Source organism: Rhizobium sp. No.120, assembly GCF_054558365.1.
Genome location: NZ_BAAJNQ010000005.1, coordinates 312,148 through 333,815 on the forward strand (window position 1 = coordinate 312,148; position 21,668 = coordinate 333,815).

Genomic DNA, 21,668 nt, shown 5'->3' on the forward strand with positions numbered 1-21,668 from the left:
CAGCGTCGATCGCAAGCTGCTCCCCACGGTCACCCCCTCGCAGAGATTCGGCCGCCCTGCTCTCCATCGTCAGCCGATCGGATCGCTCGCACCACCTCGCTATCTTGCGTGTCTGTGTGCTCGGGTGCAATTGTCAACGTAGCGCTGCGCCCGATCTGATCTCCATCGAGGCGCTGACGAAGCAAGTTGGTGATTTTCCCCGCTTCCTCGCCCGGGCTGAGCGCAAAAAGCATGAGATCCGCTTCGGCAAAAAGCGCCGGATCCCAACTGCCGGCGACGGAAGGTCCCATCAGAAGAATGAAATCGAAGGAGCCCGCAGTAGCCAAAATATCGTCGAGGCCGAGGCTTGGCAGCGGCTTCCCATTCTCGGCAACTGGCCTGTTGTACACGACCGTTCGCAGACCGCTCGCACCGCTCACGAAGACGCTGTTACCGCTACGCGCTACCGCACCCGACTGATCGCCAAACTCGACCACAAGCACATTCTGTTCGGCCTGCTGGAGACCGATGCCGACCATTGCCCCCGCAAGTCTTGCCGCAACCGGCGTATGAAGCGATGAAACCAGCAGCACGTAAGGCTTCGGATGCTCGGTCAGATGCAGAATGATGCGTCGCATGAGCTGCAGCACATCCCGTGAAAAGGCTTCGTTTCCGGCCTGGAAAAAGCGTCTTCGCATCGCGCGGATGCTGAGATAGGCGCCGGAGCCGGCAAGACCAGGCAGCCGATACTCACCAAGATTGACCGGCGTCGGCACCAGCTCCGGTTTTGCGGTCTCCTTCATGGCATCCCGATGAGGCTCGACGCCGAGGAGGCTGCCTCTTATGGGGCTCGTCGGATCTTGCTCCGGCTGATGTTTGGGGCCGCGCACCAGAGCAAGACCGCAGCCGATGATAAGGCCAAGCGCAGCACTGACCGGTAAGAGCAGCAGCGGCTTGGGCCAGGTCGGCTGCACCGGCGGAGCGGCAGCGCTGATTACCCGCGCCTCCTGCAGCTGTAGGCCCTGCATCTGCGATGTTTCCTCGGCGCGCTTCAGGAAATCTTCAAGCACCGTACGCGCCGCCTTGGTCTTCGCCTCCAGCTGCCGCAATTGCACCTGCGCGGCATTCGAACTGTCCAGCTTCTGGCGGAGATCATCGAGCTTTGCCTGGAGTGCTGCGACATTCTGCCCGGCGAGGTCGGACTTTGCCTTCAATTCCCGCGTAATCCGCTGCGCCTCCACGGTCATGAGGCCCTGCATCCTGTCCAGCTCGGATCGCAGTCTTTTAACGATCGGATGGCGCGGCTGATACATGGCTTCATAATTGGCGAGGTCGGCCGCTCGCTGATTGTAGTTTTCGCGAAGTTTGACGGTCGCCTCGGACGACAGGATTTCCGACAGCCGGGCAAGACCGGCCGGCGAGGTACCTACAGCGACGGCCTGAGTATACTTATCCTTAGCCTGATCGGCCTCGCTTCGCGCTCCGATCAGCTGATCCGTAAGCTTGTCGATCTGGGACTGCAGCGTGCCCCCGGCGGAAGCATCCAGAATCTGATGCGAGACCTTGAAATCTCCGACTTCCTGCTCGGCATCGCTGACGTTCTTCTGGAGATTGCCGATCCGGTTTGCAAGCAGGGAATTAACGTCGCTGTTTGCAGTCTCCCGCTCACCCGACAGACCGGCCCTATAGCGATTGACGATGGCATTGGCGATCCGCGCCGCCTTGTCGGAATAGCGGGATGCGAAACTGACATCGATGACATAGGTGAGCCCGGCGCGCTCTACGGTAACGGCGCGTTGGAAATTCTTGAAGATCGAATCCTTCGTAGGATGCGAAGCCAGACCGACACGCGCGAGGAGACCGCCGTTTGCAAACTCGGGATCGCTCTCGATGTTTTCGCTTTCGAAGACCTTCATCAGCAGGTCGCGCGATTCAATGACGAAGACCTGGCTTGCAATAGCCGCACTATCGCTGCCGATGCCGGGCAGAACATTGTTGAGATTTGTGGTGCGCGGATCGCGCGGATCGATCATGACGGACGCTGTCGCGGTATAGCTCGGCTTTGCCACGGCAAGGTAAGCCAGCGCCAGCAGGAGCACGGCCAAGATGCTTGCCAGCACGGTCTGCCAGCGTTGGCCCAGGATGGTCCACACGGCACCGACATCGAACAGCGGCGGAAGCGAGCGCTCGTCAATGTTAAACGGCTTCATCCAGTTCCTCTCCGCGGCCGCGGGTCTCCGGCTCATCGCACATCACTAAATTCAGTATTAGTGAATAATGTTAATCATCCGTTGAGTTTACACCGGAGCGTGTGATCAACTTCAGACATCGCAAGTAACCATGTTGCGACTTCGTTCTGGCGCGACCATCAGTACTTACGATATTAGAGATACATTCTATTTCAGGCGCTGCAGGCCACGCGATCGGCAGCGATCAACACGGGACCAGGGCGGTGAGCGACAAAGCTGGCAGCAGCGATACTTTATCGGCCGAAACGCCGCCGCCTGCGAGCAACCTGCGCTTGTCGATCGGTGCGCTTGCCAGGAGCGGCGCCGTTGCCGGTGCCATCAAGCTCGCCAGTGCCGGCCTTTCGTTCCTGATGTTCGTTGCCGTCGCCATGACGACCGATCAACGGCAATTCGGCCTTTATAGTGCCGCCTATGCCGGAGCGAGCCTGGTTTCCTTCTTCGCCATCGTCGGCCAACAAAGCGCCGTACTCAGGTTCTGGCCGCAATATGCCGGCAACAACGATCTGAAATCCGCGAACGGCATGATGGCTCGCTCAATCCTTGTCGCACTCATAGGGCTTGTGAGCTTCAGCCTGCTCATTCTCGTCATCGGCTTCTTGCCATTCGTCGGTACACAAACGCCCGAATGGCTCGCGATCTGCGTGGCGACCATGGTGTTGGCTTTCGCGCTCGGCTGGTCGGAATTCGTCGCTTGCGCTCTTCGCGCCAAGAATGCGCTCATCTTTGCGCTGCTGCCGCGTGATGTCATTTGGCGGGCAGTGGCAATCCCGGTTTTTGTGCTCGCCCATTTCATGCAGATGAAGATGAGCGCGGTTGCCGCAACCTACCTCACGGCCGGATTGCTGCTCCTCATGATCGCACCTCAGACATTCGTGCTTTTTCGCGACACGATCCGCGACCCGCGCGGCCCGCTGACGACAGAACAGAAGGATGAATTCAAGACGGTGACGCTCGGGCTCTGGGGCGTCACGGCGCTGCCGCCGGCGCTCAGCCAGGCAAGCACCTTGCTGGTCGCGGCCATTCTCGGCCCCGAGGCCGCCGGCGCGATTTTTGTCGCCGATCGAACGATGCGACTGGTCGTATTGGCACTCAACGGCATCAATCAGGCGCTTGCGCCACAGATCTCCGCCGCCTTCTACACCGGGGACAAGGCGCATGTACAGCGTATCACCAGCCTTGCCGCTCTGGGTGGCTTCATCATCGCCTTGTGCGTGCTGGTATCCTTCCTGGTCTTCGGCGACCTGATCCTGTCGATCTTCAATCACGCCTATGCCACGCCGACGATGCAGGTAACGCTGATTATCTTTGGCATCGGCGCGACCATCGGCACCGCCTGCGGGCCGACCGAAATCCTCATGCAGCTGACGGGCCTCCAGCACGCGCTTTTCAAGCTGCTTGTTATCGTCAACACCTTCGGGCTCTGTGCAACGGCGGTGCTGACCTATTGGCTCGGCCCGATCGGCGCAGCGCTCGCCATCGCCGGCACGATCATCGTTTGGTGCGTGACCGCCGTGTTCATCGCGCGCCGCACCATCGGCATCAACCCATCGATCCTCGGCTTCCTTGCCGGAGAAGACGCGCTCGCCGCCCGCTCATTCCTCAAAGGCCGTTCATGAAAATCATCCAGGTACAGACTCAGGCGGAAGCGGGCGGCGCACAGCGGATCTCCGATATGGTCGGCGAGGGACTGCGCGCGCATGGCCATGAGGTGCGGACAGTCTTCATGTATCGAAAAACCGAGGTCTACGACGGCGATCCGCACGCCGATTTCATTCTCACCACGCCGCCGCGCGGCCTGCCAGGCCAGATGCGGGCCGCCATCGGGCTTGCCGGTTATCTACGCAAGGCGCGGCCGGATGCGGTCATTACCTTCCAGCACTATGGCAATATTTTCGGCACCATCGGCGCCCGGCTCGCCGGCACGAATCTCATCATCGCAAACCAGAGCGGTGCGCCGCAGACAAGTGGCGTTAGGGGGATTCTGACCCAGATCGACAAGCTGATGGGTGCCTTCGGCGCCTATCACGCCAACGTCGTCAATTCGCGCTGGACGGAAACGCAGTTCGACAGCTTTCCGAAAGCCTATCGCCGCCGGACGTTACGCATAGACCATGGCGTTTCTGCGCCCTCGGTCGCCTTCGATAAGGCGGCGGCGCGGGCGGCTTTCGGCCTTCCCCGAGAGGCTTGGCTCGCCGTCTCTTCCGGCCGCATGGCGCCATCGAAAAACCAGATCGCGCTCGTCGGTGCCCTCACCCATCTGCGCGACATTCATATCGCCATAGCCGGTACCGGCCCGGAGCGGGATGCGATCGTCGCTTTTGCCGAAGCCAACGGCGTCACCGACAGGCTGCATCTCGTCGGCGAAGTGCCCCCCTCGCGCATCTTCGAATTCCTCGCGGCGGGAGACGCTTATGCTTTTTCCTCATTGACGGAAACCTTTGGCCTTGCCGCCGTCGAGGCAGCCATTTCCGGGCTGCCAGTGGTCACAAGCAAGCTCAATGTCCTGCGGGAGGTCCTGACGACGGATGAGGGCGAAGCCGCAGCACTCTTTGTCGAAGCCGATGCCAAGGGCATGGCCGAAGGACTTGCCCAACTCATTGCCAGGCCCGAGCTTGCAACTCGACTTGCCACAGCTGGTCGGCAGCTGAAGGAACAATATTCGCCGGCACGCATGTGCGCCGGCTACGAAGCCCTGCTTCTGTCGCGCTCACTTCCGCACGGCTGCAATCCCGTCGATAACCTCCAGTCGGCCTGAACGATTGAGCGTATGGATTTTCGGATAGGGCCAATCACCATGCGCCGCAATCGGCCGGGGCGGCGTCAGCCGAACCGTCTTTTCATCCAGCTCCAGCAATTGCGAGATACCGAGCCCGCCACCGTAGCCGAGCGTTCCGTCCTGGACCGGTAGATAGATGCCACCCCGCTCGCGGACGAAAGCGCCGCCCGGGCGAGCCATGCGGCGATCGATGAGTATCGGATTCAGCACATGCGGCGTCCAAGGGCCGACAAGCCGGGGCGCGTGGAAGACCACGAGCGTATCGGACGTACTGCCGTGACCATCGCGATTGGTTGCAAACAACCACAGCTGCCCACCATGTTCGAGGAGCGTCGCATCGGAAATTTCGCCTTCGATGAGCACAGCCTCGGGAGCCCAGCGATCCGGAAATTCTATCGAACGATAGAGGACAAGTTTTCCGCCCGAACTTGCTTCAGGAAGCATCCAGATTGCGCCGTCGCGCTCGAAGACTTGCGGATAAGACAGATGGTAAGGCTCTTCCAGCACGCATCGCGGCTCTCCGGGCTTCCCCGTGGCATCGAACGGCACGACGGAAATGACAGCCTTGCCGGTCGCATGCGGATAATCTTCCACGAACAGGAAGGAACGATCCTGCCATTGAAATGGAAAGGGATCGGCATAGAAACGATCCCCCTGATCCGGCAGTACCGACCAGCCTTCGCCGAGTTCATAGGTACTCGCCACACCCGGCCCATCTTTGAAGCGATAGCCGACACGCCAATGCGCATGGCGAAAGCGCACGCGGCGCATCGCTTCTCGGCCCAGGCGCGGCAAGGCGTCAGTCAGACAAGCGGATGCAAAGCCCAACGTTCCAGCGATGGAATTCTCTCGCGCTATGAGCACCGGTTCGTTCATAGCGAGCCGGCTTTCGGCAAAAGCACGAACCGTGGAAACAGAAAGCGTGATGGCGCGTGCGAGCACATCCTCTACGCCAAGCGACACGGTTTCCCGCCGATCGATCATCGGCCAGGCTCGACCCACCACCGTTTTTCCGTCCAGGACGGCATCAATAACAGGCAAAGCGCCAGCGGCGACCGACATCGCGACCGACAAGTCCGATCGCAATCCGTCGAACTGCAATGTGATGGTCGGAACATCCGAACGCGCCGCGCCGCCGGAAAGATCCAGCCGAAATGCTGCAGCCCTATTGCGACTGCTGGCTGGGATTTCCGATAGAGGAGCAGCAAGAGCCGGATCGCGCCGGCGGAAGATTATTCGCTCCAGAGCCAAAGCTGTATTGATGGCGGCCGGCCACGCATTCGACCCGGATTCATGCACGACAGCGATATCGTGGCCCTCGGCCTGCAGACGCGCGACCACGAGTTCCTGCCATCGGCGCGGAGCGGACTTCGGAACGATGATATCGATCGATGGCATGGCGTTACCCATCCGCAGCAGCCTCGGTGAGCCTCGGAGACCTGGAAACTATATTTATTCGGGAAAGCTTACTTTCCGGTTATTCTGCAGTTGTATTGCAGAATAGAGCTTTGCTGCTACCGTTCAGCCGCCTTTTGATCAGCCGAGTTCTTCGCTCGATGAGTTCCAAAGGGTCTTCATTTGCAAGCTGATCGCCGCGCAAACGATCTCAGCTATCGGAGGTTGCCGCCGATTTTATCGGGAACGATGCCAAAATAGAGCAAGCTTCGGTGAAGGCGCCATCCAGAATGCGTAGTTTGCGGGCGTGCGCATGCGCATATTCCTGGTAGAAGCCAGACGAGATCCAGATGTGTGAACGCCCTCGCCGACCGCTCCAGCCGACGGCACCGATCGATTCAGCTGCTGCAAGCTTGCCGCTGATATGGGCGCGCGAAAGGCTGAACGATGAGGCGAGAGACGAAATCGAGCTGACATTCGTCAGGAGCCGTCCCTGTCCCACCACAGTTTCCGGATCTATTCCGGCGATGAGGCGATCCATCAGAAATCCCCCCGCATCGCCGCTGGTAAAGATGGCGTGAAGCGGCCCAGGGCTGCGTACCTCCCGGCTTGTTAACAAGGCATGTGCCGCAAGCGGTTCGATGAGTATCAGCATGCGCTGCGGCTCCGTAAGGAACCGAGCCGCCCTGCCTCCTCCGTCTATAAGGTCGAGCGCCTGGAAATGCAGATTGTACCAACGGATCAGCATCGACAGTGTCGAGTGCGTAGGCCCGACCTCATCCGAAGGACCACCTCTGGAGCCCGCGACCGGACGAATGACATTGTATCGCAACGCTTCGTCGAAAAATGCATAGGCCGTATTGCGGCTGGCAATCCCGTACTGCCGGGCGAGATTTCCTAGACCACCTCTGGTCAATCCTGGTCCAACCCTGCGAACGGCCAGAAAATAGTCGCTCAATGCGGCGTGACACAGGAGCCCGCGTTGTTGGGTGGCAAAAAGCGCAGCAGTCCAGGGTAGGGATTCGTAAGCAACGGCGAAGCTGCGCGCCAAATAAGAAATGACGGGAAAAAATCCCCTCGTTTCGATCAATTCGCTCGGCTTGCGGGGAGGCTGTGTCCCAACTGCACGTGAAGGAGGCGCCGGTTGACGAGGGGGGAAATCAAGTACTCTTCCCATAACAGTTCTTTCAACGTTGTCGGCTGAGGGACGTCCAGCGCATCGGTGCTCACTTTGAACTCGCTGGAGATCTCGCGATTACTGGCTCGAGAAAAACATAGAACAATCGAAAGCCTGCTTCGTTCCCTCTTTTTCAAACACTAAGCATCCGGCACCCTGCGGCTGCCGAAAATCTCTAAAATATCGCTCCATGGTAGTTGAAGATATATATGCGCGTCCTGACGAGACCTCGGTAGAATTCTGATATTTTCTGATATTTTTCTGAATCATCGACTTCGCTAAACCGAATGAGCACCGATCTGTCGCAGCGGAGCCCTCACACTATCCGAGCAAGTCACGATTTGTTTTGGCTTGAGCCGATATCCACGCGTTGACTGCCGAGTTGGGGCCTCTCTATACTCACCGTATTTTCGATACCTCAGATGACGATCGGTGGTCGTAGGTGTTTTGTTTTGCGGGGTTCGTCCTCGATCCAGATCGCGCCGAGCTTCACGGACCCGACGGCTCGGCAATCAAGCTGCGCCCTAAAGCTTTTGAATTGCTGAAATTCCTCGTCGCGAACAACAGGCGTGCCGTCAGCAAGCAGGAACTGATGGATACTGTCTGGCCCGGGATTCATGTCGGGGAAGACAGCCTTTTTCAATGTATTCGCGAAATACGCACCGCTTTGGGTGACACGGAACGGCACATGATCAAGCTTGTGTCGGGCCGCGGTTATGTGTTTACCGAGGAGGTATCCACGAGACAGGAAGGCCCGGACCCGCGACCGGCGCTGAGCAACACGCCGATTGCCGATGCTCCGGCAACTGACCCTATCGCACCGCGCCATTGGCTAGGTTCGCGTGAAGCCTTGGTTCTCGGCGTAGTCGCACTTCTTTGCATGCTTGCCATCACTTTCGGTGTCGCTTTCTTTTCTTCGGGATTTGGCGGCATTTCGGGAAACGGTGGACCTGTCATCGAAGTCCTGCCGATCGTCGATACCGTTGGCGATACCCAAAGTGCCGCTCTTGCACAAAGCGTTGCTGCGGAACTAATCAATGGCCTTGCAATGATCGATGGTCTCCGCCTCGTCCTTCCCAAGGAACGCGAGCCAGCGGCGTCCAACAAGCTCATCTCCAATCGCTCCGATGGGGCCAATTTCCTTTTGCAGGGAGAACTGCAAAGAAGTCCCCAGGCATGGATCTTCCAAACACGCTTTATCAATGCGAGCAGCCGGGAAGTCGTATCAATCGCCGAAGTCAAGCTGGACGCCAGCGAGCCCGACCAACAGCTTCTCGCATCCCGGCTCGCGGCCGGGGTTGGCTATGACCTTGCCGTTCGCCTGAACAAATTCGGTCAAACCGACAGCGCCCCTCAGGCTGGCGCAGCCAGCGTCGCGATACAGCAGGCCTCCGCCTCGATCAATGAGACGACGCATGAGCGGTTTGCGACGGCTCGATCGATACTGGAAAAATATCTCGCGGAACAACCGGATAATGTCGATCTGCAGATTGCATTGGCTGCGCTGCACCTGCGCGGAATTCAGCTTGCCTGGTACAATCCTGCCGAAAGCAGGGCTGCGGAGAACGACGCGAGATCTCTGTTGGAACGAGCTTTGAAAGCCCGGCCAAACTTCCTTTCGGTGCTTGGAACCTATTGCCGCTTTCTGACCGCCACCAACCAGTTTGCCGAAAGCCTTGTGGCTTGTGCGAGGGCATTGAGCCTCAACCCGTGGGATGGCACGGCCCTGTTCCATCTCGGCTTGACACAAGTTCAGCTGGGCCGGTTCGAGGATGCACTTGCAACATTCGAACAGGCCGATCGCTTCGATACGCCCGATGTCTCGCGCTGGACTTGGTTGCTGGGAGCGGGTTTTGCAGATCTGCTTTTGAACCGGAATGAAGACGCCGTACGATGGCTGCAACGCTCCATTTCGATTACACCGGGAACGGGGCGCACGCATATGCTTCTGGCAACGGCTTATCAACGACTGGGCCGGACGGATGAAGCAAGACAGGCTTTCGGGACGGCGCTGCAATTGAGACCAGGCTCAACGGCCGTCAATCTTGCCTTGCCATCCCTTAACGCCAGCCCGATCTATCTCGAAGCGAGCAAAAAACTCGTCCACACGCTTGTCGAGATGGGGTTGCCGGCCGACGATGATGAGCAAAAGCAGGACGGCAAAGGACAGTGAAAGCTCTTCGCCGGCGCTATGGCGCTCGCCGGCGAAAGACCTGGCAGCAAGGAGACGCAGCTATCCGGAGGGGCGCCTAGCTCAACGGCGCGAACCGAAAGGACGCAGCGCCATGTGGCGATTGACATCCTTGTAGAGCAGATAGCGGAACGGACCGGGGCCTCCCGCGTAACAAGCCTGCGGGCAAAAGGCGCGCAACCACATGAAGTCGCCGGCTTCCACCTCGACCCAATCCTGGTTAAGGCGGTAGACGGCCTTGCCTTCCAGCACATAGAGGCCGTGTTCCATAACATGAGTTTCCGCAAAAGGAATGACGGCACCCGGCTGCAGGGTGACGATCGTCACATGCATGTCGTGCCGGAGGTCGGACGGATCGACGAAGCGGGTCGTTGCCCAGCCGCCTTCCGTGCCCGGCATGGCGGATGGCGTGATATCCTTCTCGTTCAAGATGAGCGGCTCCGGATGGGCCAGCCCCTCGACGGCCTCATAGGCCTTGCGGATCCAGTGGAAGCGGGCATGGGCGCCAGAGCAATTGTGCAGCGACCATTTCAACGCTGGCGGCAAAAACGCATATCCGCCTGGCCGGAGAACATGCTTGCCTGAAGGCAGCGTCAACTCGATCTCTCCGTCGACGACGAATAGCACGCCTTCGGCCTCGGCATCCTGCTCCGGACGATCACTGCCGCCACCCGGCGCCACTTCCATGACATACTGTGAAAAGGTCTCGGCAAAACCCGAAAGCGGCCTTGCGATCACCCAGCAGCGCGTATCGTTCCAGAAGGGCAGATAGCTGGTGACGATGTCCTGCATCACGCCCTTGGGGATGACCGCATAGGCTTCCGTGAACACAGCGCGTCCCGTCAACAGATCGCTTTGCGGCGGATGGCCACCCAGAGAGGAGTAGTATTTTCTTTCCATTATCGAAGCCCTTCATTCTCATCATTCAGAAGGCCGAGGCATGTGCCTTCCGCCTTATTACATAGCGTTTGAAATCCAAATGCTGCGTTACATCGCCCTCGCTGTCTCCGACAATTTCACGATCTCAGCCTAAGCGCGACCGCGCGCATGCTGCAGCAATGTCACGCTATCATTGTCCCCTAGATAGACGTTTGCGCCCGCATCTATCAACAAGCTGATGATCTCAATATGGCGTGAACCGCCGTCATCGAGAATGACCCTATCCCGTTGGAACCTCCGCCGACCCTATCAGGCAACCCGGCTTCGGAAAATCGACTATCCGAGTCCTCACCGCTGAGAGAATGAAAACAGCTTCAGGATTTTGCACGGCCATACCGAGCATATGCCGTATCAGCCTGGCACTTGCGGCTTCTGCCGCCAACCCCGATCCTCGGCTACGACGGTGGGGGAGATGGAACCGATCTGCAGGCGCACACAAAAACCGCGACCAGTGTCCAGGAACGAAACTCGCCCGCCGTGGAGCTCAGCCGCCTTCTTGATGAGGTTCAATCCCAGACCAGCACCGGACGAGCTGGCGTTGATACGGCGAAACGGCTCGAAGACGCGATCGCGCTCCGCCAGTGGTATGCCAGGACCTTCGTCGCAGACATCGATCGTACCGCCAGCGCCGACACGAACGATGATCAGGCCCCTGCCTCCGGCATGATCGATCGCATTCCGGATCAGGTTGACGACCGCCATTTCGATCGTCGAGGTCTGGATCATGAAGATCGCTTCCTTCGGGCTTGGCTCGAAATCGAAATCGTAACCCGCATCCATCGCAATCGGGGCAAGATCGGCGGCGATGTTTTCGACGAGCACATTCAGATCTTTCTTCTCGGCGCGCAGTTCGACCACTCCGATCGCCTGCATTTCCAGAAGCTGGTGGGCAACGCGGGACAAGCGGTCGATATCGCCCCGCAGCTGACGGCTGACTTCGGCCTCTGGAAGAAGGTCCGCTCGCGTCCGTGCGATCGCAATCGGCGTCCGCAGCTCATGCGCGGCATCGGCAAGAAAGCGATTGTGCCTGTTATATCCCTCGTCCAGCTTCGAAAGGGCATGGTTGAAGGCATCTACCAGAGGGATGATCTCGGTCGGCACCTTGGAACGATCGAGGCGAGCCGAGCGTGTGTCGAAATCGATCGCCTGCGCCTGCGTCGCCGTTTCCACAAGCCCGCTCAGCGACCGGCCGACGGCACGCGGGGTAACGAGCAGCGTCGCCACGCCGGTCACCGCCAGTATAGGAAAGACGCCGATGAAGATCACGAATGCCAGCGCCGGCAAGACGTTGAGCCAATGGATTTCGCCATTGGGACCTTTGGCAACGTCGACCCGCATATTGATCCACACGTTCAAACCGTCATTGTCAAAGCTACGCTCCGTGGCAGCGACAATCTGCAACTTGCCAACCGAGGTCTCCCGGTTCTCCACCGTGGCATGCGCTCCATTGCCAGCCTCCACCCTTGCCCGGTCGATCGTCCACGGGAAGTTCTCATTCAGCGCGACAGCCGGTATCTCTCCATATTGAAAGAGTATTCCCTTGTGATCCCGGATCATGAACCAGAGTTCGGGATAGCGTCGCTTCAGCTCTGCTACCTCCTGCGTCTCCGCCACCTGCAGCTGTCCGTCATCGTCTCTGGTCACCTGCTGAGCGACGACCCGGACCGCCTCTTCATTGGCATCTTCCAGTTCGGGATTGATGATCCAGATCCAGCCAACGAGAAGGACGAAGAAGAGAACGAGAAGGAAGGCCTGCAAGGCGATCAGGCGCCTTATCAGCCCCCAGCGTAACGATCGACTGCGCTCCGGGTTCATGCCTTAGCCCGGATCAGATAGCCGATATTGCGCACAGCTCTTATCTCGACCGTAGCCTCAGCCAGAAGCAGCTTCTTTCGAATGCGTGAAATATGCGCATCCAGGGCATTTGAGCCGATCTCATCCTCAAGGGCGTACACGGCTTCAACCAGGCTGGGCCGCGTGACGATACGGTTCGGGCGGCGCATCAGCGTCTCCAGCACCAGATATTCACGGCGCGGAAATTCGACCAGAGATCCACCGACGAAGATTTCATTGGTTGCCGGATCGACACTCAGATTGCCGAAATTCAGATAACGATCAGAGATCGTCGGCCCCCTCCTCTGGAGCGCTCTCAGGCGGGCAAGCAGCTCCTCGATGGCGAATGGCTTGGCAAGGTAGTCGTCGGCGCCGCTATCGAGCCCATCGACGCGATGGTCGACGCTACCGAGCGCAGTCAGCACCAGGATTGGCACAGGATGCTTGCGTTGGCGCAGTGCGGCCACAAGATCCAGCCCCTCGCCGTCAGGCAGACGGCGGTCGAGCACAAGGACATCATAGCTTCCGACACGGGCCATGGCGTCGGCATCCGCAATGGTGCGGACATGATCTGCGAGCACATCGCGGCGGCGCAGCGCTTCAAGCAGCGCGCGCGCCATTTCCGGCTCATCCTCAAGAAGCAGAATTCGCAATGACCTTTCCTCGAAGGACGGCCATTGCCATCCTTCGCCCCCACTGACAGCCAAAGATTGCGGCTACATTACATGCAGATTGCGAAGGTGGCACCAGGACGAGACCAACTCGTCACAGTAAACGGAGGCGACCGCTCTATTTCGAGCAGAAAACCCCCAGCGGATCAGCGATCAGGGCGCTATCCTTGCAGCATGCGCACCAGCATTCGCTTGATGTGATCCTGCCCGCCAAAGAAAATCGCCGCAACGACGATCGTTTTGTGTTCCTCGATCGGCAGAAACCAGACGGCCGTCTTGTCGCGCCGCAGGAAACGGATGCCAGGATATATATCCGGCCGCAATGTTCCGATGTATGGGGTCTCGACCAACCGATCGATTTCCAGACGGAGTTCGCGAATACGGCTGCCCGCGCGCTCCAGAGCTTCCTCAGCCGAGTCTCCAAGATCGAGATAGGATGCAAACAGATGATCGAAGGTCAGTTCGAAATCGAGATCGGCATCCTTGGAATATTCAAGACTCCACACGAAGAGCTCGCTGTTTGCGCTCGATCATGCTCTCGATCCGTTCTTCCATCTCCTGAGCAGAGATCTTCGGTCCATCAACGCGACGCTGGATGAGCCTACGCAGCCCTTCCGTCTCGGCCGCTTCGGCTTCCGTTTTCTGTCGCAGCAGTTCCAGACCTTGCTGGAGAACCGAGCTCAAGCTGGAATAGCGGCCGGTCTCGACAAGCGAGCGGGCGAACGCATCCTGCTGATCGGTCAACGATATCGACGACTTGATGCTCACGAGACAATCTCCTTTAGACGCTAAAGTGCTACTCAGTCGCACACATGTCAAGATTTCGTACCGCACTACATCGCCCCGAAACATAGACTCCCTGCGCCAAGGGAGCCGATTTCGCTCAGGCAGAAACCGCTTTGCTTTGAAGCGGCGACTGGTAAACCACGATCCGTGCGTGATAGGGGATGCGTTCATAGAGGTCGATGACATCTTGATTGATCAGGCGAACGCAGCCTGATGAGGCTGCCTTGCCGATCGAGCGCCATTCCGGCGAGCCATGCAGACGGTAGAGCGTATCCTTGCCATTCTGGAAGATATAGAGCGCACGGGCACCCAGCGGGTTCTTGATGCCCGGATCCATACCGCCATTAGCGACGGAATATTTCGCGAGTTCCGGTTTGCGGGCGATCATATCGCCCGGCGGCTTCCAGCGCGGCCAATGCTGGCGCCAATGAATAATCCCCTCGCCCTGCCATGCAAAGCCGTCGCGGCCGATGCCGACACCATAGCGCATAGCCGTGCCGCCGCGCTCCACGACATAGAGAAATCTCGATGCCGTATCGACGACGACCGTGCCGGGCGCCTCGCCGGTCGGATCGGGAACGCGCTGACGATAGAATTTGGGGTCCAGCTTTCGATAGGGAACAGCCGGAATGACATGGCCCCCATCCACGACGGATCCATAGCGCGCTTCGAGCTCGGGATCCGGCGTGATGACGCTCTGAGGCTCTGACGCCATGGGAACGACGGGCGGCACGCGAGCCGGGGCTGCAATCGGAGTTGGAACAGGGGCTGTGGTGGCACAGCCAGCAAGCGCTGCCGTCGCGGAGATCGACCCCAGCATGAAAGCCCGCCGCGAAAGAGTCTTTTCAGTCTTAATTGAGCGCATTCCTGTCCTAACAAACCCCGCACATTGATATCGCTCTTTGACGGATGAAGCCGAAGAAACGATATGTCTCATCATTGAGTGGTGATGACCTCATATCCACTTGGGACCCGTGATGACAAGTTTACCAATAGCATGGCCATGCAAACTCAATCGGCGAGTGTGTGCCAGAAGCCACAGGGCCTCGCCTCTCCGCGAGCATGTCGAGCACTCGCAGCCGCCTCGACGTTTAACGCTTTGATTGCAGGCGCCGCAAAAAAGGCCGGGCAAGATATCGTGCTCCATGCCCGGCCAAATTCTATATGCCCGCTGCAGGCTTTAGAGGTTCCGCGAGGACTCCGCGCCGGATTGATTTTGCTGACGGGACTTGCGCTCGTCGTGCAAGGTCAGATCCCGCCTTGCCCGCGCGCTCGCGGCCTCGATCGGCCCCATCCTTCCCTGCTCGGCAATCGCCGCCCGGGCCCGCTCGATATCAACCATATAATCGCGTGCCAGCGGCAGGGCTGAAACATTCTTCGTCAGCTGCAATTGCCAGTTCATGTGCCCCATGCGACGGAAGGCGAGTTCGGACCCGACGAGGTAGAATTCGAACATGCGACAGAACCGCTCGTCATAGAGTTTTACCAGCGTGCTCCTGTTCTTCATGAAGCGGTCGCGCCATTGCTCGAGCGTCTTGGCATAATGGAGCCGCAGGATTTCGATGTCGGTCGTCCAGAGACCGGATTTCTCGACCACGGACAGGACTTCGGACACTGCCGGCGAATAGCCGCCAGGGAAGATATATTTCGCGATCCACGGATTGGTGCTGCCGGGACCGTCGGCCCGGCCGATTGCGTGGATCAGCGCGACCCCGTCTTCCTTGAGCACGGAGCGGATTTTGTCGAAGAAGGTCTTGTAGTGGTTGATGCCCACATGCTCGAACATACCGACCGAGACGATGCGGTCGACGGGACGTGTCCAAGAGCGATAATCCAGCAGTTCGAACGTGACCATATGCTCCAGCCCGGCGTCCTTCGCGCGAGCTTTTGCGGCCAGCAATTGCTCCTCCGAAAGCGTCAGGCCCGTGACCCGCGCGCCGAATTCCCGCGCAAGGTAGAGTGCCATGCCGCCCCATCCGCAGCCGATGTCCAGAACCTCAAGGCCCGGACGATCCAGCATCAACTTCGATGCGATATGCCGCTTCTTCTTGAGCTGTGCTTCTTCCAGCGTTTCATCACCGACCGGAAAATAGGCGCAGGAATATTGCCGATCCTCATCCAGCATCAAAGAGTAGAGCCGAGCGTCGAGATCGTAGTGATGCGCGACATTGCGCTTCGAGCGACCGGCGAAGTTCAATTGATCGAGACTTCGGCGCAGCCAGCGGACCTTTTCCATCAGTTTCTCAAAAGGATGGCTCCCCCCCTCCATCAAGTTGAGGGCTAGCAGGTCCACCATCTCATAGAGATCGCCGGATCCCGGCTCGACTTCGCCGTCCATATAGGCCTCGCCCAGCGCCAGGGCCGGATTGAGGAGCAGGCGCCGCTTTGCGCGGGTGGTATTTATTTTCATTGCTGCACGCGGTTCCGATCCCGTACCGAAACTGCGCGTGGAACCGTCCGGAAAAGTAACCGTAAGCGTTCCGATTTTGATCAAGCGAGAAAGAGCTGCTTCTAGGAACATGACAACTACCTGTTTATCGTTTCCTCGACGGTAATCTTCTGGCCTGAGGGGGCGCGAAGAATGCCGTACCGGTACCGAAAGCGTACTACTTAATCTGGTAAAATATCCAGACCATTTGCGACATCAAGGTTGAGTAAACTCAATCGCGATTACAAAGGTGTTCGCCATCCGCAGGATCAATGCTCGACTATATATGTGGGCGGCCCTGTGAATGTGAGACATCCGCCGGCGGCAAACGAAAATCTTCTGGGCATCAGTTTCGCCAAGCCCGGTCGCAAAGACGCACTCGCCGTCGGTGGAATTTTCCTGCCAACCTATGCTTCGCTCCTCAAATGTCGAAAGCGCTCGGCAGAACCACAACGTCGCGAATCGTGACGTTGCGCGGTCGCGTCAGCATGAACATGATGGCATCGGCGACCTCTTTCGGCTCGATCAGGGCGCCGGCTTCCTTGGCCTTACGCAGGTTTTCCTCCGGCCAATCGGCAAGCAGGGCGCTGATGACCGGGCCTGGAGAAACAGAGCCTACACGAACACCGCTCTTCAGAAGCTGGCGCCGCATGGCCTGAACAAAGCTGGTCATGGCCCATTTCGAGGGCGAATAGACAGGCTCCCAAGGGATCGCCGAATGCCCAGCAACCGAGCTCGTGACGATGATATCGCCCGTTCCTCGGCCGATCATATGCGGCGCGACGGTGCGAACATTTTTGATGACGGCATTAACGTTCAGGTTGAGCATTCTGTCTATGGCGTCGAGACTGGCCTCCACCAAGTCGCCGCCGATATAGGTGCCCGCATTCGCATGAAAGATGTCGAGACGATCGACCTTGGCAAGGATGCCATCCAGCAGCCCGGCGCACTGCTCCGGATCCAGCAGATCGACAACAAGCGGAATGGCAAAGTCGCCCAGGCGCTCGCACACCGAAGCCAATGCTCTCTGATCCCTATCGATGAGGACGACCTTCGCTCCCGCCGCAATTATGGCCTCGCTCGAGGCCAGGCCGATCCCCGATGCCGCGCCGGTTACCGCGGCGATCTTCCCTTTCAGTTCCTCCATGCTCTCCTCCTTCGATAAGCTAGCTATGTTAAATGGCTCCGCAGGCTGCGTGATAATCCGTAAGGCTTCGGGTGACACGCCATAGCAAAACCTGCTCCGGCTCTATCACCGACCGTCGTGGCAAAGATTTCCCCAACGCAAATCGTCGGGCCAAGGTGATCGGGAGCCACTGTTTGTTGTTTTCAATCCGCCGCTGCGCGCTGTTCGGCGCCATCCTCACCGCAACACCCATCATTTTCCTGAAAAAGAAATGCTGCAGCAACATATGTTGCTTCAGCCCGACGATGATTCTCCTGCCTCCCACGCCAGCTTCAGGATTCACATACATTCAAGCATGATTCCCTAGCGCACCGCACGCGGCCCTTCGCCGCGCAATCTGCAGCGGATGCCGGCTCAACCCTTTACATTGCCACGGATTACCTTCGTCCAACCGGCATTTAGCGGCTGGCTTACAACAGGGACAAATAATTAGTGAATGGCGGCTGAAGTGGGCGCGTTGATCTTTGTAGACCAGATGCCGACATAGGTTCCGATCAACATCACGGCTAGGTCCTCTGCCGTGTGATAGCCGTCATGAAAGAAATCGAGAGCCGCCCCGACGAGAGTGCTCGAAGCCTTGTCATCCGGCAACACGTCATAGAAGCTATACCATTGCAATACAGCTTCAGCGAGCATTCGGCATTCGCTTCCTGTGGGACCGCGATGAGGCATGGCAATCTCCTCCGAATCTTATGAAACCGCATGTAGCGGACCATCGCAGCAAATCAAGAAGCGGGCAGCTTCCGTCATGTGGTGGACAGAAATTCCTCGACCTGCATGATTTCGGATTGAACGGAGAACCGTCGTTCCAGCAGCGTGAGCGCAGCGTCATGGGCATCGTCATCGCCGCTGCAAACGGCGTCTCTCAAAACGATGATCCCATATCCAAGCTCGATTGCACCCAAGGCTGCGGCTAAAACGCAGACATCTGTCTCACCACCGCTGATCACCAGGGTATTGATGCCTTCCCGAGCGAGATTTTGATGAAGGCGGCCATCGGTCCAAGGCGAATAAGTGAGCTTGTCGAAGATGCGGGCCGGCGGAACGAGACGCTGAAGCGGATCGATAAGCCGCATCAACTCGGCGGGAAGCCGGGCGGCGGTCATCATCTCCCATTTTTCATAGTAATCCCGCCACTTCCCCGGCATAGCGTCCGCCCGCACCGGAGGAATGAAGCGGGTAAAGAGCGTACGTTCGGGAAATCGCCCGGCGACCTCGACCACCTGATCCAGAGTGCGCGCCATCCAGGGCACATGCCATGGCGTTTGTTCGAAGAACATGCGTTGCATATCGATACAAAGATGCAGCCAGGTCCTCATCCCGATACCATTTTATCGATCACGGCGAACATGCTTCAGCCGCGATATTTGCCCTCGTTCATCTCACGCGGATCATAGTTGATATCCCAATCCTTCTCGGGCTTGGTCTTTCCAGGCGGCTTTTCGTTCATGGTTGCGTCATCCGATCCGGTGATCACCTTCGGCTTGGCGCTTGCCACGCCATTATTGCGGCTGCTTTTCACCAGCCGGCGGGTTTGGCCCTTCGCATCCTCAGCAGGATCACCCGCGCCCGCGCTCTTTTCACCCGGATTATTCGACTTAGGCATGGCGTTATTCCCGTTTTCTCCGATATCGGATCCTGCGCCGAACAGCCGACATGCGGCAATGTTCCTAAAACATCGGAATTTGTCGATCGCATCATGAAATGATGTGGATCGCGCGACCGCTCACGGGGGCGGGAACCTTGAGGCGCCGCCGATGTTGGGACGCGGACACGTAGATCGCAGAGGAAGAACGACAATGCCAGCGTCTGATAACGGCAAATACAATGCATTGACCGTGTACATTATCTTGATCGTGGTGGTGGCGTGTGTGCTGACTATCGGCGGCATAGCCTTTTATCGCGGCGAACCTCAAAGGCCCGGCCAGACGTCCCCGCATGCTCTCGATCAAACTCAATGAAAGCCGAGACTTCGGCCAAGGCAACTTCGCGTCTGGAATCCGAGGCCGTCTATTCATCGGTTGGCTTGTCGTCAACGCGTGACTCCAAAAACAAATCCGATAGCCGCGGCCGCCAAGAGCGCAGCGATCGGCCTTTCGCGAATTCGCCGCTCGACTGCGAAGGCTGCAAGTTTGTTGTTCGATTGTTCTTGAGAGCCGGACCGGTCCTCCTCAAGGCCGGTGCCGCCAGCGACGGCGGTATGCGTCAGGGAAGCAGGATCCGAGGCTGGAAACGTATCCGCAAGCGCTTTGTCCAGTTCGTTTGCCGGCTTGCTTCTTTGCTGCTTCTGTTCCATCAGCAAGGATTGAACCGCTGGTGACTTATTTTGCTCGGGCATTTTTCGCTCCATTCACAACAGATCAAATCGGAATATGCTCAATGAGTGCCGGCCGCCGGCTAGAAGGCTCCTAGCTGACGCAACGGCTCTTCGGAAGATTTGTTCCAACAGCTCGATCGCGCCACCGGAGCTCCCTATATACAACGAATGGCAAGTCCGTTTGCCGATCCGATGTAGCGCGACAACACACCGTTCCTCATGGCGGGAGTAAGGGCATGCGCCGTTACCATCATCTCGTCGAAGGCATTCTCCAGCCGGAGGAGATCGATCGGCTGCAACGGATTTTCGACGTTGTGATCGCTCAACCATGGTTCGATTTGAATGATTTCAACCGCGAGGCCTTTGCCCTCGAGCTCATCAAGCTTTATCGCAGCGGGGTGGTCGATTTCACCAATCTTCATCAGCTCGGCGCTTTAACTGCCATTGCTTCTTTCAGCCGAGACATGCCGGATGAAGAACGCCAAGCGCTCAATCTTCTATACCGCGCAGGCTGATTGGAAGGTGCCTCGAAGCTGACGGAAGACACGCCGGGTGCAGCACACCGCTCTTTTCGCAGCGCGCTCCGCCTGCTGACTTCAGATCGAGTGATCAGCGGTCGACTTGCGTGGGAAGGATAGTGTCGACGGACACCTCGCCCTCCAGTACGCCCCGTTTCAAGTCGGTTCGGCCGCGAGCGATCTCGATCACGGTGTAGAGCTTGTCGTCGCGAAACGCACTCGCGTTACTGGTAGTAACATCTTCGGCGGGGGCGGCATCGACCTCCATAAAGTCGAGCTCCCTGCCAGTGGCCACGATGCGCGCGTCACCCGAACTTCTGGCAGCCACGATGATCGTGCCCTGATTGGGAGCATTGTCCCAGCGCGGATCGTCCGGGGCAGCGATGGGCTCCAAGCGATAGATATTCAGCGTCTCCATACCGTCGGCTGATGAGGAGAGCGCCGCCGCATCCCGCAACTGAGCCTTGCTCTCGACGGAACGCCCGAAAGTTGTCCGGCTGGTTGCATTGTTGACATCGTCAGTTCCAGTTCGCGAAACATTCGACATGGTGTTCTCCTTTTTCTTTCCCGCCTCTGTTTTCTAACTGCCTCGCAATCGAATTGGTTCCTGACCCCCCAGGTTTATGGCCATGACGAAGATCCTCATTCCTGCAAAGAACAAGCGACAAGCCTTTCTGTTTCCAGTCGCCAAGATCGGATGCCACGGACATGACATCCGCCGAGGCGGCGAGAGCGCAAATGAATTGGGCGAGCGCTCAAATTTCGACGGCGGACGCTGCTTGCCGCATTCTTCCTTGCCCGCGAGCCTGTCGCCGTGTCCCGCAGTTGGGCAGCTGCTCAACTCACCGCCGTCCATTCCGATCTTCGCAAGCGCTTCCTCATTGTTGCCGGTCGTCCGGGCTCTGATCAGCCGGACCCAGGCGCCACCGTCTGCTCCTGCTTTTCGGTCGGCATCAACAGCATCGTCTCCGCTATCCGCAATGGATGTCACAGCGTCGAGGCTGTCGGTGCAATAACGAATGCCGGGACCAATTGCGGCTCCTGCCGTGCGGAAATCAGAGGGATCATCGATGGATGTCTTGCCGCGGCGGCGAAGTGATATGCCATGGCAACCGGTCTCCCTCCCCAGATTTTGACGACCTGAAACATGATTGAGGTCGCGGTGCGGCTCGTCTTTCGGCATGATCGGCTGGAGATACAGTCAGGTCCTGCTCCTAACGATC

At 58.4% G+C, this 21,668-nt stretch carries 22 protein-coding genes and 1 pseudogene; 6 read left to right on the forward strand and 17 right to left on the reverse strand.

Going from position 1 to position 21,668, the window contains the following annotated elements; translation table 11 throughout:
* Window positions 1–29: 29 nt before the first annotated feature.
* Window positions 30–2,189 (reverse strand): GumC family protein, encoded by a 2,160-nt coding sequence (locus ACYJRZ_RS18035; RefSeq protein ID WP_459461167.1) that lies wholly within the window; start codon window positions 2,187–2,189, stop codon window positions 30–32.
* A 242-nt stretch (window positions 2,190–2,431) separates the two neighbouring features.
* On the opposite strand from ACYJRZ_RS18035, the gene ACYJRZ_RS18040 reads away from it, so the two are divergent.
* Both ACYJRZ_RS18040 and ACYJRZ_RS18045 read left to right on the forward strand, forming a co-directional pair.
* Entirely contained in the window at window positions 2,432–3,844 is a 1,413-nt protein-coding gene (locus ACYJRZ_RS18040; RefSeq protein ID WP_459461169.1) for a lipopolysaccharide biosynthesis protein, read from the forward strand.
* A complete protein-coding gene (locus ACYJRZ_RS18045; protein WP_459461171.1) occupies window positions 3,841–4,983 on the forward strand; it encodes a glycosyltransferase family 4 protein in 1,143 nt (380 codons plus the stop codon). The genes ACYJRZ_RS18040 and ACYJRZ_RS18045 overlap by 4 nt, the downstream gene beginning before the upstream one ends.
* On the opposite strand, the gene ACYJRZ_RS18050 is transcribed toward ACYJRZ_RS18045, so the two are convergent.
* A complete protein-coding gene (locus ACYJRZ_RS18050) occupies window positions 4,936–6,402 on the reverse strand; it encodes a glucosamine inositolphosphorylceramide transferase family protein (RefSeq protein ID WP_459461173.1) in 1,467 nt (488 codons plus the stop codon). The genes ACYJRZ_RS18045 and ACYJRZ_RS18050 overlap by 48 nt on opposite strands.
* Before the next feature lie 208 nt (window positions 6,403–6,610).
* Window positions 6,611–7,315 carry a hypothetical protein gene (locus ACYJRZ_RS18055; protein WP_459461175.1) on the reverse strand — a complete coding sequence of 235 codons (705 nt, stop codon included), beginning with the start codon at window positions 7,313–7,315 and terminating at the stop codon, window positions 6,611–6,613.
* A 703-nt stretch (window positions 7,316–8,018) separates the two neighbouring features.
* Here ACYJRZ_RS18055 and ACYJRZ_RS18060 point away from each other — a divergent pair.
* Complete coding sequence (locus ACYJRZ_RS18060) at window positions 8,019–9,749, forward strand: tetratricopeptide repeat protein (RefSeq protein WP_459461177.1); 1,731 nt, start codon at window positions 8,019–8,021, stop codon at window positions 9,747–9,749.
* A gap of 81 nt (window positions 9,750–9,830) precedes the next feature.
* Here ACYJRZ_RS18060 and ACYJRZ_RS18065 read toward each other — a convergent pair whose 3' ends face one another.
* The 12 genes from ACYJRZ_RS18065 to ACYJRZ_RS18120 all read right to left on the reverse strand — a co-directional run bounded on the left by ACYJRZ_RS18065 (window position 9,831) and on the right by ACYJRZ_RS18120 (window position 19,216).
* Window positions 9,831–10,667: a bifunctional allantoicase/(S)-ureidoglycine aminohydrolase gene (locus ACYJRZ_RS18065; protein WP_459461179.1), complete on the reverse strand. Its 837-nt coding sequence runs from the start codon at window positions 10,665–10,667 to the stop codon at window positions 9,831–9,833.
* Window positions 10,668–11,057: 390 nt separating this feature from the next.
* On the reverse strand, window positions 11,058–12,521 hold the full coding sequence (locus ACYJRZ_RS18070) for a sensor histidine kinase (protein WP_459461181.1): 1,464 nt from the start codon (window positions 12,519–12,521) through the stop codon (window positions 11,058–11,060).
* Complete coding sequence (locus ACYJRZ_RS18075) at window positions 12,518–13,192, reverse strand: response regulator transcription factor (RefSeq protein WP_459461183.1); 675 nt, start codon at window positions 13,190–13,192, stop codon at window positions 12,518–12,520. The genes ACYJRZ_RS18070 and ACYJRZ_RS18075 overlap by 4 nt, the downstream gene beginning before the upstream one ends.
* Before the next feature lie 179 nt (window positions 13,193–13,371).
* Window positions 13,372–13,716 (reverse strand): type II toxin-antitoxin system RelE/ParE family toxin, encoded by a 345-nt coding sequence (locus tag ACYJRZ_RS18080; protein ID WP_459461185.1) that lies wholly within the window; start codon window positions 13,714–13,716, stop codon window positions 13,372–13,374.
* On the reverse strand, window positions 13,703–13,978 hold the full coding sequence (locus ACYJRZ_RS18085; RefSeq protein ID WP_459461187.1) for a ribbon-helix-helix domain-containing protein: 276 nt from the start codon (window positions 13,976–13,978) through the stop codon (window positions 13,703–13,705). Before ACYJRZ_RS18085 ends, ACYJRZ_RS18080 begins: the two co-directional genes overlap by 14 nt.
* Window positions 13,979–14,093: 115 nt before the next feature.
* A complete protein-coding gene (locus ACYJRZ_RS18090; protein ID WP_459461189.1) occupies window positions 14,094–14,861 on the reverse strand; it encodes a L,D-transpeptidase in 768 nt (255 codons plus the stop codon).
* Window positions 14,862–15,176: 315 nt separating this feature from the next.
* Window positions 15,177–16,517, reverse strand: a complete 1,341-nt coding sequence (locus tag ACYJRZ_RS18095) for a class I SAM-dependent methyltransferase (protein ID WP_459461191.1) — start codon at window positions 16,515–16,517, stop codon at window positions 15,177–15,179.
* 328 nt (window positions 16,518–16,845) lie between these two features.
* Window positions 16,846–17,571, reverse strand: a complete 726-nt coding sequence (locus ACYJRZ_RS18100) for an SDR family oxidoreductase (protein WP_459461193.1) — start codon at window positions 17,569–17,571, stop codon at window positions 16,846–16,848.
* Window positions 17,572–17,599: 28 nt separating this feature from the next.
* Window positions 17,600–17,899 carry a hypothetical protein gene (locus ACYJRZ_RS18105; protein WP_459461195.1) on the reverse strand — a complete coding sequence of 100 codons (300 nt, stop codon included), beginning with the start codon at window positions 17,897–17,899 and terminating at the stop codon, window positions 17,600–17,602.
* 140 nt (window positions 17,900–18,039) lie between these two features.
* On the reverse strand, window positions 18,040–18,246 hold the full coding sequence (locus ACYJRZ_RS18110) for a hypothetical protein (protein ID WP_459461197.1): 207 nt from the start codon (window positions 18,244–18,246) through the stop codon (window positions 18,040–18,042).
* Between the two features lie 110 nt (window positions 18,247–18,356).
* The gene (locus ACYJRZ_RS18115; RefSeq protein ID WP_459461199.1) at window positions 18,357–18,929 is read right to left on the reverse strand and encodes a cysteine hydrolase family protein; all 573 of its coding nucleotides are present in this window, start codon (window positions 18,927–18,929) and stop codon (window positions 18,357–18,359) included.
* 35 nt (window positions 18,930–18,964) lie between these two features.
* Window positions 18,965–19,216, reverse strand: a complete 252-nt coding sequence (locus ACYJRZ_RS18120; RefSeq protein WP_459461201.1) for a hypothetical protein — start codon at window positions 19,214–19,216, stop codon at window positions 18,965–18,967.
* 193 nt (window positions 19,217–19,409) lie between these two features.
* Between ACYJRZ_RS18120 and ACYJRZ_RS18125 the strand changes: the two genes are divergently transcribed.
* Window positions 19,410–19,571: a hypothetical protein gene (locus ACYJRZ_RS18125; protein WP_459461203.1), complete on the forward strand. Its 162-nt coding sequence runs from the start codon at window positions 19,410–19,412 to the stop codon at window positions 19,569–19,571.
* A gap of 71 nt (window positions 19,572–19,642) precedes the next feature.
* Here ACYJRZ_RS18125 and ACYJRZ_RS18130 read toward each other — a convergent pair whose 3' ends face one another.
* Window positions 19,643–19,948, reverse strand: coding sequence for a hypothetical protein (locus ACYJRZ_RS18130; protein WP_459461204.1), 306 nt, complete (start codon window positions 19,946–19,948; stop codon window positions 19,643–19,645).
* Window positions 19,949–20,163: 215 nt separating this feature from the next.
* On the opposite strand from ACYJRZ_RS18130, the gene ACYJRZ_RS18135 reads away from it, so the two are divergent.
* On the forward strand, window positions 20,164–20,442 hold the full coding sequence (locus tag ACYJRZ_RS18135; RefSeq protein ID WP_459461206.1) for a hypothetical protein: 279 nt from the start codon (window positions 20,164–20,166) through the stop codon (window positions 20,440–20,442).
* Between the two features lie 94 nt (window positions 20,443–20,536).
* Here the strand turns inward: ACYJRZ_RS18135 and ACYJRZ_RS18140 are convergent, their stop codons facing one another.
* Complete coding sequence (locus ACYJRZ_RS18140) at window positions 20,537–20,992, reverse strand: hypothetical protein (protein ID WP_459461208.1); 456 nt, start codon at window positions 20,990–20,992, stop codon at window positions 20,537–20,539.
* Between the two features lie 213 nt (window positions 20,993–21,205).
* Between ACYJRZ_RS18140 and ACYJRZ_RS18145 the strand changes: the two are divergent.
* A pseudogene (locus tag ACYJRZ_RS18145) lies at window positions 21,206–21,544 on the forward strand ((2Fe-2S)-binding protein); the annotation flags it as partial.
* Window positions 21,545–21,668: the final 124 nt, after the last annotated feature.